At 54.5% G+C, this 13,001-nt stretch carries 10 protein-coding genes; 6 read left to right on the top strand and 4 right to left on the bottom strand.

The window, feature by feature from the left end; translation table 11 throughout:
* Positions 1 to 435: 435 nt before the first annotated feature.
* Positions 436 to 876 (bottom strand): toxin-antitoxin system TumE family protein, encoded by a 441-nt coding sequence (locus ACMGFM_RS15640; RefSeq protein ID WP_436903599.1) that lies wholly within the window; start codon positions 874 to 876, stop codon positions 436 to 438.
* Positions 877 to 1,404: a DUF7342 family protein gene (locus ACMGFM_RS15635; protein WP_436903597.1), complete on the bottom strand. Its 528-nt coding sequence runs from the start codon at positions 1,402 to 1,404 to the stop codon at positions 877 to 879.
* 1,033 nt (positions 1,405 to 2,437) lie between these two features.
* Here ACMGFM_RS15635 and ACMGFM_RS15630 point away from each other — a divergent pair.
* The 5 genes from ACMGFM_RS15630 to ACMGFM_RS16680 are packed head-to-tail and all read left to right on the top strand — an operon-like array spanning position 2,438 to position 6,036.
* The gene (locus ACMGFM_RS15630) at positions 2,438 to 3,235 is read left to right on the top strand and encodes a hypothetical protein (RefSeq protein WP_436903596.1); all 798 of its coding nucleotides are present in this window, start codon (positions 2,438 to 2,440) and stop codon (positions 3,233 to 3,235) included.
* Positions 3,235 to 3,486, top strand: a complete 252-nt coding sequence (locus tag ACMGFM_RS15625; protein WP_436903595.1) for a hypothetical protein — start codon at positions 3,235 to 3,237, stop codon at positions 3,484 to 3,486. Before ACMGFM_RS15630 ends, ACMGFM_RS15625 begins: the two co-directional genes overlap by 1 nt.
* Positions 3,483 to 4,724 (top strand): ParB/RepB/Spo0J family partition protein, encoded by a 1,242-nt coding sequence (locus ACMGFM_RS15620; RefSeq protein ID WP_436903594.1) that lies wholly within the window; start codon positions 3,483 to 3,485, stop codon positions 4,722 to 4,724. Before ACMGFM_RS15625 ends, ACMGFM_RS15620 begins: the two co-directional genes overlap by 4 nt.
* Before the next feature lie 2 nt (positions 4,725 to 4,726).
* Positions 4,727 to 5,653 (top strand): ParB/RepB/Spo0J family partition protein, encoded by a 927-nt coding sequence (locus ACMGFM_RS15615; protein ID WP_436903593.1) that lies wholly within the window; start codon positions 4,727 to 4,729, stop codon positions 5,651 to 5,653.
* The gene (locus ACMGFM_RS16680) at positions 5,650 to 6,036 is read left to right on the top strand and encodes a DUF8112 family protein (protein ID WP_495849262.1); all 387 of its coding nucleotides are present in this window, start codon (positions 5,650 to 5,652) and stop codon (positions 6,034 to 6,036) included. Before ACMGFM_RS15615 ends, ACMGFM_RS16680 begins: the two co-directional genes overlap by 4 nt.
* Positions 6,037 to 7,307: 1,271 nt before the next feature.
* Here the strand turns inward: ACMGFM_RS16680 and ACMGFM_RS15610 are convergent.
* Complete coding sequence (locus ACMGFM_RS15610; RefSeq protein WP_436903592.1) at positions 7,308 to 8,921, bottom strand: hypothetical protein; 1,614 nt, start codon at positions 8,919 to 8,921, stop codon at positions 7,308 to 7,310.
* Between the two features lie 448 nt (positions 8,922 to 9,369).
* Entirely contained in the window at positions 9,370 to 11,496 is a 2,127-nt protein-coding gene (locus tag ACMGFM_RS15605; RefSeq protein ID WP_436903591.1) for a hypothetical protein, read from the bottom strand.
* A gap of 622 nt (positions 11,497 to 12,118) precedes the next feature.
* Between ACMGFM_RS15605 and ACMGFM_RS15600 the strand changes: the two genes are divergently transcribed.
* The gene (locus ACMGFM_RS15600; protein WP_436903590.1) at positions 12,119 to 12,811 is read left to right on the top strand and encodes a hypothetical protein; all 693 of its coding nucleotides are present in this window, start codon (positions 12,119 to 12,121) and stop codon (positions 12,809 to 12,811) included.
* The last annotated feature ends 190 nt before the right edge of the window (positions 12,812 to 13,001 follow it).

Below are 13,001 nucleotides of genomic sequence, written 5' to 3'. Positions count from 1 at the left end.
TCGGAATGTACTCGTCAGTGCAAAATGACGATTTCATCAAGTTTGCTGGGGATACGATCACGGGCATATTCGTCAAGCCGCTCGAAACCTCGCCTTGCCGTGTCGATCAGTTCCCAGTCCCAGTCAACCATTGTTGTCATACGTCAACACACCGATATTGAACCCCCGCTTCACGTCCTCACTACGACCTCTATACCCCAGTTACGGATCGTTCGGGATCTGCTCCGCTTTCAGAGGACCGCGTGTACCCCCTAGAGCAGGCGCTTCTCGGTGTGACTGAATCAAACCATGCCGGCGGTGGACAGGGCGAAGGAAGTTATTTATAACACCGGCTTGTGCGCGATCCCGAGATTGTGGTGAAAGCGCTTGATCACTCGAAGTCGGTGTGAATGTTCACTTGTTACGTGGTGTGGGGGAAGCCAGTCGTCGGAGTAGCTACCACAGGGACTCAATCCGTTGTTCGATTGCAGAGAACACTGTAGAGTATACTTCGAGTGGATGGAGCGATGGTAAGTCGAGATCAGTGACTTCAGCACCTGTTGGGGGTTCGTGGAAGTGAGTTCGCGCATTATGCGGGTTCGGATGCCGATCCCAACGACATTCCCAGATACTGTCGTCGGTTCGCTGTTCAACGTAGTGCATCGAGAAATTACCCGTCGTGAACCACCGGATATCGACACGAACTGTCGTTACCGAATCAGGATACCGCTGCGTATTGAGTTCTACCTGAAGCAGCCGTGGTTCGTATGGATCCGGCTCGAACCTGGTTTCAACAACAAGTGGGTCTGAAGCGAGCTGGTCCTCGAGGAGGCGTAATGTCTGCCGATCTGGCGGCCCAGTCGACCCTGCTGTCGGCTCCGGTGGCGGTGGACACATCTATGCTGGGAGTAAGTGGCCGTCATTTTCTGAGAGTTGGCGGGCAAGTTCGTACAGACGAAGCTCCCGGATCACGCCCTGCCACTCGCTGACTGCCACCATCCGTTCGTGGATGGTTTCGTGATCCGATGACTCAAACACAGAGACAGTTGCTGGATCTGTTGTCCCAAACTGTGCTTCGTACTCCGTCCGCTGCTCTTCGAGGGCTGCGACACGGTCAAGAATCTCATCGACAGACAGGTCAGCGGCGATCTCGCTTGCGTCCTGCCACTCGAGATATCCCTCGTTGCGCTCGTACATAGCTGGGCGGGTTTCGCGATCTGCGTTCGCAATTCCCATTTCGGCCAACCGGTCAAGGTGTTTTTTCGCTGCGTTTGGGGAACAGTCTGCGAGTTCGGCAATCTCAGTATATACAGTTGGTGACGTAATCCCAAGGACGACCGCATGGATGCGACCGAATGTGTCTGTCCCCTTCTGCCACCGAGACGAGTCAGTATTGGACTCCGGGGCCAGGTCGAAGTCAGTCATACCCCTGTTTAGGAGATGCGGATAGATATATGCTTGTGTCCTCATATATCTGTGAGAAATGTACTTGGATGTTGCTCCGTGGGTGTGTGTTCGGCAAACCCACACGTCTACAGCTGGGAGGCTCGCTTGGTTTGGCTGGATTATTCTTCGATTTCGTAGATTGTTACAGGGACGTTCACGTGTTTATCATCGTTACAGACGAACTCGCTAGAGGCCCTGCCCATGCTGGGTTCGAATCGTGGCCGACAGCCTGTTCACTGCGGTTCCATTACTAGCAACTTAGAATCTGCCGTTTGTCTTGACTGGTCCCATACCGATCATTACCATCGCGGTACAGATTACGGTCTTCGGGATCTCAAAAAAGACGGGTGTGTCTCGAAAAAGCAAGTCGAATATTCAACTGACTGGCTTAGCAACGATTAGCATCCCCTAGACTGTTCCTGCGTTCTGGATATGTTCTATATCGCACCTAAACGGTATGCAGTTGCGAAACGGGAAACAACGAACCTTGGTAATGACCCGCGAGTATAATCACCACAGCATACCTATTCACTGCACACTACAGAACGAAGCTCCTCAAGTAATTCAGGATGGTGTTCTTCTAAAACTTCTACATCATCTGTGAGTTCATCGTTAATTCGTGAGCGAATTTCGGAGACTGCTTGATACCTTCTATTTCCAGCATCATCATCTGCTAACAGTTCCCGATCCCTCTCAGTAAGCAACCCTCTTGTCCGAGCCATTTGGTTTGCCTATTCGTACACACCTACTTCCGTCTACTGCTTGTGTTCCCTTCATTGGTTAACACATAAGACAACGTTTGCCTATGTGCAAACATTTTAATTGGAGTAGAAAGTAGATGTAACTGGAGTACGGGTCGCCTCAGAGAAATGAGGCTGGTGCTGCAGACACCAACCCCGTGCTTCGCTGGAGTACAACGAAGCATGCGAATACAATTTGTCCCCGGACTTCAACACTCCGGAACGAGCGACGCACAGACAATCGACTATCAAAGTCAGTGGGGAGATGGCCAATGAGCCAGTCGGATTCCACACCTAGTGAAGAAATCCGTCGAACGGTCCAGATCCCGTCTCTGTTGACGAACTCCCTGCGGGCAGTCCTCGATGCCTTCGGCGAGGACATCATCCGCTTGCAAGCAAGCGGCAGCATTGAAACGACCAACGGCACACTCCTTGACAACCTTCGAGAGTACGGCGTCAGCTGGGAACAACAAGACCAGCAGCGGGTCTCGATTGATTACGAACAACTGCCCGGCGCAGACGGGCCGACGAATCCGCTGACTGTAGAGGCCCAGACAGAACTGCTCGAGGAAGTTGAGGCACGTCTCGCCTCACAGGACACGACCGCCGAACCAGATCTCGCGGTCACACAGTTCACCGTCAGGATCACAGACGAACGGCTGCAGGCAGTCACGCCAGCACAGACACCTGAATTCGACCTGCGATTCGTCTCCGATCCGGCAGAACCACCAATTCGTGAGGTGACGAAACGCTACAATGCCGACCGCAATCTCTACGCGGAACTTGGCTTCGAGGTGCGCAATCTCAACCTGCGCTCGGTGATTGAAACGGAGACGAAATTCCACGAACAGGCCGACGGCAAGTATCTCAGCTGGGCCGGCCCGGACGACATCCGGCCGCGGTCACCGGAACGACTGGCCGTTCGCATCAACGACCACGTCCTCCCTGACGCGTATGGCGTGTTGAAACCGTACGTCGTGACTGACGATCAGGTCCTCGAACTTGGTGAGAACGTTGACGATGTGGTGGATCCACAGCCATTCGCCCAGGACAGTGGAGGTGATGCCTGATGGCGTCGGTCCAGTTCAGCATTGCCGCCGATGATGGATTCTACCTCACGGTGGCCGACGAGATTACCATCTACGAGGAGTACGACGCGGCTGTGGCGGAGATTCAGTCAAAGCTGTCGACTGACGCCGACGGCTTCCTCGCCGAGGTGGCCATCGAACGCGACGGTGACGATGATGTGGCCGTCACACTCGAACAGATTGGCTGGCAGCGGATTATCCGTGATCTGGGCGTCCCGGGGGGCGATGCATGATCCGTCAGGAACGAATTCCAGTCGAGGAGCTTGTCGTCGATCCTGTCCAAGCCCGTGACGAGGCATGGACGAACGACAAAACCGATCGGCAGCTGGCAGCCTCCGTCGCCGAAGACGGACTGCTCCAAAATCTGATTGTCCGTCCGATTGAGCACATCACAGATGGGATGGACCTCGGGGATAACAGTGAGGCGTCCTATGCCATCGTGGCGGGCTCGCGGCGCTACCACGCGGCGATGGATGCTGGATACGAAGCGGTTCCCTGCAAGGTGCTCGACGCTGACGATCTCGATGCCGCCTGGACATCGCTGCTCGAGAATACAGATCGAAAGGACCTGTCCGAACAGGAAATCGCCCAACAACTCGCGTTGATCTACGAACTTGTCCGGCCGCGACAAGAGCCGGCGGCGTGTCCACAGTGTGGTGAACCCGTCGCTGACGGCCCTGCACTTGATGCTCATTACGATCAAACTGACTGTACGCCGCGAGGCGACGACGACAATGTCAACTTGCAGAGCAAGGCTGCTGCGGGCAACGCTGCTGCGGGCAACGCACCGACGCGATTCAGCACAGATCGACAGGCCAAGTGCTATCTCGCACAGCGTTTTCTCGGACGAACAGATGACAGTGCGATTGCCCTCATTGAGGGTCACCTTCGAACGGCAGCACTGCCAGACTCGCTACAGGCGCTGTTCAAAACACCCGACGACCGGACGACATCGGAACGGCAAACGCTGGAGAATTACGGCATCGAGACGGACACGACGCTTGGCAGTGGTGAGGGGAAATCCGGCACATCTCGTGAGATCGTTGCCCTGCACGACACTGTCGAGACAGACCTCGCCGACGACGCCGTGGACGGAACTGATGCTGTCCTAGAGACGGTTGGCTCACTCACCCACCCCGAGATGTCTGAACAGGAACTTCGCCGGACACTGCGGGACTTTCGCCATGACGTGACAGCAGCGGTGGAGACTGATGCGCCAGCGACTGCCCAGCGCCAACAGTTCACCGAGACACTGCAGGCCTGTGCCGAAGAGTTGCGAGAAACCTACGAGGAAGTCGAGCCACAGCGCCCGTTCAAGAAAGTCGACGTGCTCGGTCCCGACACGCAACGACATAGCCGCTGGCATGCACATGCCAAGCAGTCTCGTGAGGTGTCTGGTCACGGTGAACTGGTTCGTGAGTTGTATCAGGAGCGCCTCGAGACGCTGGCAGAACAGGAGGGGTGGGAGTAATCATGGCCTCAAGACAGCTAGACCCGGCGCGATTGCCAGCCGCGTACGACCAACTCATCCCGGTTGAACAGCTCGAACACGGCGTCCATAACCCACGGCGAGTTCGGCCACGCGAGGAGCTTCGGGAATCGCTCAAACAGGACGGTCTCCAGCGACCGCTGATCGTCCGACCTGCTGATGAGGGTGACGTGTACTACATCACAGACGGCTGGCAACGGTACCAGGCGGCGACTAGCCTCGGTTGGGAACAACTGCCCGTGACAGTCTATGACTCTGCGCTGGCCGCACTCTCGGCTACGGAAACGGCGAGTATCGTTCGTGAATGGAGTTCCTACGACTGGGCACAGTACTGTCAGTCACTCGCGGAAGAAGTTCAGGATGGGGCCGACTCGAGAGGACAGATCGCTAATCGAGTGGCAGCACGGACTAGCCGGAGCCCACAAACAGTCCGGCGATACCTTGATGGGTTATCGTTGCCGCCTGTCGTCCATCCATTGCTCTGTGATGGGCCCGACGGTGACGAAGAGGCATGGCAGGCCCTGCAGCACTACAACGAGAGTGTGCGTCGATACAATGGTCTCTCCTGGCGTGTCGCTGCACGGCTTGGGCGACGACAGCGTGACGTTGAAGTCTCGGATGCCCGAACGATTGGAGCCGCCGCAAACGCTGTCGAGTACGACACGGCGGATGCGCTCAGGTTCGTTGATGTCGCGATGGACGAACCCGAGATCCCCTTCCGGGCGGTCCACCGGCGAATCCAGCAGGCAGGCCAGTACAGTGAGTACCTGCAGGTTCCTAGTGTCACAGTGGCACTCGACCAGGCAGAACGGGAAGCGATCATGGCCTACTGTGCTGAGCAGCGCCAACCACTGAGTGCACTGATCGAATCACAGGTTCGGACGCTGGCAACGGAGTTGATCGAGCAGTGAGTCGGGCGGGTTCCTGTAAGGACGCTGTCCATCAGCCAACAGACGAGCAGTTGGCGTCGTCGACGCTCAGTCAGATTCTGACAGGGCACGTCGTCGATGATTCTTCAGCTACAGCTCGGTGTACCGTATGTACGGATGCACTCGTGAGTGGCGACATCGTCTTCGCGCTGGCGTCGCGGTGTGTCGAGCAACGACGCTGGACTGTGCCACGCTTGTACTGTGTTGGGTGTGCGCCAACTTCGATTGAGTCGCCTACCCTCGGCGTTACCGAAGGACTAGTTGCTGGGCGACTCGGAACACTGTCCTTGCCAACAACACGAAGCCACGCACTGTGTCTGACCGAGTTGGCTGTGCGGGAGTTGAGTCCGCCGACTGAGAGCTAATTCCTTGATTCGGTCAAGTTAGGGGATAGGATAATCTCGTGACAAACTCCTAACCCATCTGTGAGTTAACGACGGCCGAGACATTTACCGGAGTCGTTACAAAGATAGCTTTAATACTCATTTCTTCGGTTGCTCTATGTCTGTAGCCCAACGGAATTGGTGACGGCGTTAAACCTCGTGTCTTGAAGTTGGTGTGGCCGTTTTCCAACTCGCAAAAACGGCGGTTTCGCCTCGAGTATCTCAGCAGTGGGGGCGAAGTTGGACACTCCGCGCCACTGGTCACGGGCTAATTCACACAAGGGCGTGGTGTGATCGGGGTAATTCTGGAGTTAGACCCTCAGTTAGAGGGGGTTTGATCAGGAGTGCAGGGGAAAGAGGGTAAAACCACTAGACGGGGCGCAGTTAGAGGACCGTAGATACGACTGATAATAAGAAGAAGAATACACTAACTAACTCCCACCGAACTGTGAAAACAGAACGTTACTAGCCAGCGCGGAGGCAAGGAAATTCCAGTCGTCATGAATGTCATTGGCACTCGGCCAAAGCGAACCTCCCCACCCAGACTGCGCGGGATCTCTCATTGGCGTAGCTACTCCCAGAGGTCAGGGAAGATACCAGGCTGTATAATAATCATACGTAGAATATGATTGTCTAAATAGCTGATATAAATCTGAATAATGCCCCCAATTCAGTCGACAGAAGAAACTCCCAATTTTCAGCACTGGCTCACTATTCTTCTCCCTGTCAAGAGTGTTGCCAGCCACTCTCAAAATACCAAATATCATATATTACGGTCAACTTGACTCCATTTCTCCATGCCCGCTCCGCTAGGGGCACTGCTTGGCTGGCTCTGGCCAGGCCAAGTATATCCGCTCTTCCCACGGACACAATTACAACTCTCTTTTCTTCTTATTGTCAGTCGGGGATGAACCCCCTCTAACTCCTCGCCTTCATCGACTTCTACCCGTTATTCCCTCGTCTCCTATTCACCCGTAATCTACCCCCTCACACACCCCCTCTAATGGTCCTTCGAATCCACTTTTTACCATCAGGCAACTCAATATTGGCGGGGTGGTAACCAACCCACATACCAACGGCTTTGTTACTACCAGTATGATAGCTTTCTTATAGTATTGGCCGGAGCCGGGAATGAACCCGGTCCGAAGAGTGTTACTTGTTTGTAGACTACTGCCTGTTGACCAGCAGTCGCTCGCTCCAGTTACAGCAGTCGTTGTCCATCTCAGCACACATACTATCCGATATAAAAAATATCACTCTGGTGGTAAATATCGGCGCGACCGTCCGTGCAGTACGTCGTCTTGGCTGCCGGCTGCCTTCGCGAGTACCGTCTCGACTGAGTGGGAGATCGGTTCGTCCGTTTGGTGACGCAGATAGGAAAGGAACTCTGGCACGATCGCTGCTACTGACAGAGTTTCATCAGGGACAGTGACGGTGTACTGATCGAGGAATGTCTCTGCGGCTGCTGCTTCGCGGAAGGTGGACTGTTGATGATCCCAAGACGCGGTTCTCCGATACTCTTTAAAATTCACTCCATCTTGCGTGCGCACAGTCGCCGTTTCGAGCCCGGTTGCGAGGTGTGCTGGACGTGCTGGCTCCCGAATCGGGGTAACAACTTCCTGAACCTCCTTGCGACTCTCGAATGTTCTTGTTTCGTCTGTCGCTGGCTGTGTCAGTGTTATTGTGTCACCGGTGCGTGTTACGTGTGGTAGCTGTGCCAGCATCGTCTCAAGCGAACCGGTGAGATCGCCACTGGCCATAACAGTTCCATCGACAATGCATCGGAGTTCGTTGTCCGGTATACCGACCCAGCGTTCAGGTGACGACTCGACTGGGCGGACTGCAACCTTCGCATTTGCCTCCAGCGCCCGATTCTGCCGATACAATACCGTTCCGGTTGGCATCGACTCAGCACTCTCTTTGAACGGTTGTAAGATGGTCCTGACGGCCTTCTGTGCAAGAGATTGTGTGGCGGTAAAGACAGTCACACCGTCAACCGTCGGATCATGGTGTGTCTGCCAGGTTGCAGCGATGAGCTGTCCCCGCTGCAGTGGTGCATCGGCAACAGGATATGCAAGTGTGTTGGTCCAGTGGGGCGTCGTCCATTCGAAGGGGCTTACTCTGGCATCGCTTTTTGCCGGACGTACCGTTTTACCCCGTTCGAGACACCACCGCGCAACGTCGGTCGTGAAATCTGAACACTCACCAAGGACTCCAGTTGGTGTCTGTCTTGACGCTGCTACCGTTGGGTCAGTCTCAGCAACGCTCATCGTTTCTGGGACATGAACCGGTCCGACTGGCGAAATCTGGATTGAGGATCGCCCAGGAAGGTCCCGCCATACTGATTGCGGATAGGAGTGGGTCGACACTGGATACAACCCTGGGAGCTGTTCAGTACCCGGTGTCAGTTGACCAGTTGCATTGATGGATTCATACTGTGTCGCCAACGGATCGGCAGGCGCTCGTCTGAACATTTGCGCATACTCTTCGGATGAGCGAGCAAGTGCAAGCGCGCGGTTTGCGGCCCAGTCGTTACGGCGTGCGGCATAGATTTTGCGAAGCAGTGGCTGGGCTTCACCTGAGAGTCGAGATTCGGTCGCTTGTTGCCACCCACCTTCCTCCAGAAGCTCACAGGTTGTCATCGTGGGGTGTTGCTCAAACACATCACCGATCGAGAGCGGTGGATCGGTCCATGCCTGTGCCAGTGTGTCCCGAGAGTAGGTCTGTGCGCCGAGCGAAAAATCCACGAACCGAACAACGATTTCGGTTGTCCCATCGGCACCACGAGTCGCAACTACGGAGAGTGCGTGTGGCCGCTGTGTGGCTGCAGCAAGCAACTCCGCAAGCGGCGGTGATGTGGTCGACATTGAGATCGATGTAGCCCGTGAGGGAACAAGCAACCGCTGCGTGGTTGCGTTCGTTCGGCCAACTGGTGTCGCATTGACATTGACGATACCGAGACCAACCTGCTTAGGACACGCCTGATAGGCGGGGCCAGCGAGGCATGCAGTCGCGTCCATTATTTCGGCTGTCACAGACGGTGGTAGCTCTGGTGGTGAAGCGTTCGCACTCGGTGTGGTGCCTGCTCGGAGTAACGTCCGTTGTCGATTCACCCCTGGCACGGACAGATACGTGACGGGTCCGCAGTCGTACGTCCACAACGCTTCGTGGACGACTGTTGCAATTGTCTTGTTGATTGGTGCTGCGTGATCCGGAAGTGGCTGGCTGTCATCGAGTGTGACTTCGAGTGCCTGCCACGAGCGGTCAGATGGGTGCATATTGGTCTGAAAAGATTGTGTCGGTTTTGCTAAGGTGTTACTCGTCGGTACTGGTTGAGTCGTCACTGTTGCCATCCGTCTCATCGAAATCGGCCGGCGGCCCGGGTTGATGTGGGGAATCCGAGGTTGGTGTGAACAGCAGATCGTACCCAGCGAAATATTTGTAGTCGTTACCCGTTGCTCCTTTTTTTGCGTCAGCGAAGTCCTCGGGGAGCAGTTGCCCAAGTACCGAGCGGACCGGGGGGTCAAATTGCGAGCGTCCGCCGAACCACGTCGCAAACGCGTCCTCAAGCTTTTCGTAGGTGAGGTCTGGACCGTCTCGCTCGACGATCAAGCGGTCAAAGAAGGTATCGAAGCCGCCTTGTCGGCTCTCTCCTCGGTCGTTTGTTTCCCACTCCGGATCAGGATCGTAGACGCGTAGTTGATTCGTTTCGGTATCGCGGTACGTAACCGTCGCAAAATCCAGATAGTTCAGAGCTACCGGCACATGCGGTTCGCGGATCTGTGTCCAATCTGCTCTGAAGGTCTTTTTTTCACTGTATTCCTCGATGAGGTCGCCCTCGGCTGTTTCAACTCGGTGCGTTCCCTCATCGGTCTCGTAGTAATATCCACACTGCGTGGCGTCCTCATCAGTCCCCCAGTCGTATGTCCCGACATCTTCGTCTGCCGGCCCGCGTGCAAGCTCACCTGCATCATCTTCCGCGATGATCGTCGTCCCCTCCAAAATGTACGTTGTACTGCCACTACCACGGCGGACGAGCTGTCGGCCATCCAGCGCTTTGACTGGACCAGTCCCATTATATAATATCACACCGCGTTCAAGCCGTTGCTTAACCGGCTCTCGCAAGTGTTCGTAGCCGGTTTCAACATCCTCTTTGCGGTAGACGAAGATGACGTGGCGGTCGGCTGCGTACGCGCGTGCCGCGTTCTTCAACGTATTCGCGGCTTTGGTGACGTTTTTACTCTCGAGTTCCACTGGTATCACACCGGGGGGGAGCTGCTTCCCGAGTGTCTTAATCTCCCCATCCTCTGATTCGATCCGCTGATCCGGGAGCTCCTCGGTTGTTTGTTCAACCTTGGTAATGCTATCGCCACCTTCCAAGAAAGTCTTGTATGCGTACTTTTCGAGGCCAATATGACCTGCTGCTCCGTCGTTTTCGACGCCAGAATTGGGCCATGGTCGTTCTTCTTCGTCATCGCCCAAACCAAACTTCGCAGGATCTTCCACTTCGATATCATCCCGACTGTGAAATACTGGCGCAGATCGCCCCTCGATGGCTATCCAGGCGTTGGTTGTCCACCGGCGTGTGACAGTGCTGACAAACGGCTTCAACCGAGATTCGGGCACCGAAAACCGCCCGTACCACCCGAATTCATCTTTGAGTATTGGTTCGACGTAGGTGTCGCCATTGAGGAGTCGCTGGTGTTCCTTATGGCCCAGTATGATTTCTTTGATCAAGTCTGCTTCATGCCGAGTCTGTGCCCGTGTTTTGTACTTGCTCACTGCCTTGTAATTGTACGTCGCTTCGTAGGTGGGCGCCCCAGAGACTGACTCGTCGTACGTGGTGTTCCAATGTAACTCGGCCAGGGAAGAATCGTGATTTGATCCGATATTAAATGGCCGGAAGACGCGGGCAGGATCGGTCGGTTTGCCCTGTTCGACGAGTTGTGCGAAGCCACGATCGCCGGTATAATTATCTCGTGGGTGGTACGTGGCGAGTCGGGCCGTCACGTTATACGTTCCGTCACCGCCATCGACGATCACCTGGTAAATAAATGGATCATTGCCCTTCTCTAATGCTTCAAACAACGTATCAAGTGGCCCCGGTTCTACATTCCCTTCGGGTGGTACGTAGCCATCTTCTTTGAGATACAATCGTGTGGTCGTCACATCGGAGATGCCGATAGGTTCCAGATCCAACCATCCAATCTCGGCGGTGACTGTAGATGGATATCGTCGCTTAACCGATTGCTTGAGTTTGTTGAGGGCCGGTTTGTGGAGTTTCTTATCAAACGTGTCTAACTTCGACTGCGTATCACTTCGTCCGTCAAGTGCGTATGGCCGTGGATGGAGGACAAATACGAGGCCATCCGGCCCCGGGTAGATCAGTATCTCGACACTCTCGATGCAGTTTTCCCCACAGATATCCGCGATAACCCACATCAGTACGCCGTTGATGTCTGCTGGTAACTCGTCCCGTTTTTCTGGATCTCGCGGGAGACGAATCCGTACTGCGTGTTTGCGCTGTCTCGGGCCACCGCTCAGGATCGGTACCTGGGTTTGCCGACTTGAGACGTACTCTGGTGCTTGTAGTTCATCTTCGCCGGTCGTTTGTGTGTCTGTCCCATCTGCGTTGTCGGATTCTTGAATGTGAATCGACATGATTGTTGCTTACTACAGGTTGCTACCCTGCTCTGGATATGACTGGGATGAGAATCGTAATTAGAGGGTGAGCGGTTAATGACCGCCGGAAATAGCACTAGGATTTATATACAAGATACACGTGCCCCCCATTCCAGCGTTTATACTAGTCGTCAAGCCGAATACCCCGACCTACTGTAGTCGGAAATGAAGCCAACAATCTTGGTACAGGCCATTAGGTAACAGGTCTCTAATCAGAATCTGGCGATGGAACACAGCACTACTACGCTTATCCGACGCAAGAGGTAGCGGAGGGACTGGCACACCATCTTGATGTTCATCGCTAACTTCAAGAATAGAGTTCCCCGCGCCACCCTGTGCGGGAAAACATTCAAATGTGCTCGATGCTTGATTGTCTGCAGCAATGACCAGATCTCGGATTAAATCGCAGACTAATCTGGATTGCCCATCGTCATGGGATGGCGAGGTGATACCGACGTGGGCAGCGGATTATTTTGATAATGAGTCGTGGAGTCTTTCGGGCAAGCAGACACGAGAGACAATTTTTGCCTTGCTGCAATGGCAGGGGGCAATGACTTCTGGGCGGGTAGTCACACCGGCATCTGTTAGAGATCTACACAACGGACGATTTAGCGCGTCAACGTATGAAAAGTGCTTCCGTGAGTTCGCTGAGGGCGGATTGATTGAAGCTCTTGATATCGGTGACGGCGTCTATCGAATACCAGATGATCGAAAGCTCGGAGATGTGTTCAATGTTGATAACCCGCCCGTGAGACTCAATTACGGCGAGGAAACACGCAAGACTGGCTGCGTGGTTGCTCCGACACAAATCGTTCATGCGGCCTACGATCGTTTTCATGAACTGACCTACACACAGTATGTCCAAGGTGGGGACCGAGCATTGGCTTTTGCACTCTGTGGTGTCATGCTGATACTCGTTGCAACCCCGCTAGAAGCAATTACGACTACAAATCCACAGATCGTTGTTACGTGGGCCGCACTGTCGTTTGCGATCTCGGCACTAGCCATTGGGACGATACTCAGTTTTGTGAGGTCATCCGATCAGTCGGCGACCAGTGCGGGAGTCCGCAATTGATACTCATAGATCACTAAAAATTGTGACTATCTCTCCAATGACATCCTCCTGAGAAGATGGAAGAATATACCCCATTCGTTCTAGTTTAGTGGCGGTCAAAGCCGAACTCACCTCGTTCAACCTGCTCACGTAACCGATCTCTGTGTGGATTTGGATTTCGTGACGCCCACAGCAGCAGCTCATCTAAATC

Source organism: Halovenus halobia, assembly GCF_051414135.1.
GTDB classification, from domain to species: domain Archaea; phylum Halobacteriota; class Halobacteria; order Halobacteriales; family Haloarculaceae; genus Halovenus; species Halovenus halobia.
The sequence above is the reverse complement of the archived record's forward strand: the minus strand, read 5'-3'. Positions and strand labels throughout refer to the sequence as shown.

Bases quoted from the DNA above. Each gene is read 5' to 3' on its own strand.
- ACMGFM_RS15640 (WP_436903599.1), bottom strand. From the start codon at position 876: ATGTGTCCACCGCCACCGGAGCCGACAGCAGGGTCGACTGGGCCGCCA.
- ACMGFM_RS15635 (WP_436903597.1), bottom strand. From the start codon at position 1,404: ATGACTGACTTCGACCTGGCCCCGGAGTCCAATACTGACTCGTCTCGG.
- ACMGFM_RS15630 (WP_436903596.1), top strand. From the start codon at position 2,438: ATGAGCCAGTCGGATTCCACACCTAGTGAAGAAATCCGTCGAACGGTC.
- ACMGFM_RS15625 (WP_436903595.1), top strand. From the start codon at position 3,235: ATGGCGTCGGTCCAGTTCAGCATTGCCGCCGATGATGGATTCTACCTC.
- ACMGFM_RS15620 (WP_436903594.1), top strand. From the start codon at position 3,483: ATGATCCGTCAGGAACGAATTCCAGTCGAGGAGCTTGTCGTCGATCCT.
- ACMGFM_RS15615 (WP_436903593.1), top strand. From the start codon at position 4,727: ATGGCCTCAAGACAGCTAGACCCGGCGCGATTGCCAGCCGCGTACGAC.
- ACMGFM_RS15610 (WP_436903592.1), bottom strand. From the start codon at position 8,921: ATGTCGACCACATCACCGCCGCTTGCGGAGTTGCTTGCTGCAGCCACA.
- ACMGFM_RS15605 (WP_436903591.1), bottom strand. From the start codon at position 11,496: ATGTGGGTTATCGCGGATATCTGTGGGGAAAACTGCATCGAGAGTGTC.
- ACMGFM_RS15600 (WP_436903590.1), top strand. From the start codon at position 12,119: ATGACCAGATCTCGGATTAAATCGCAGACTAATCTGGATTGCCCATCG.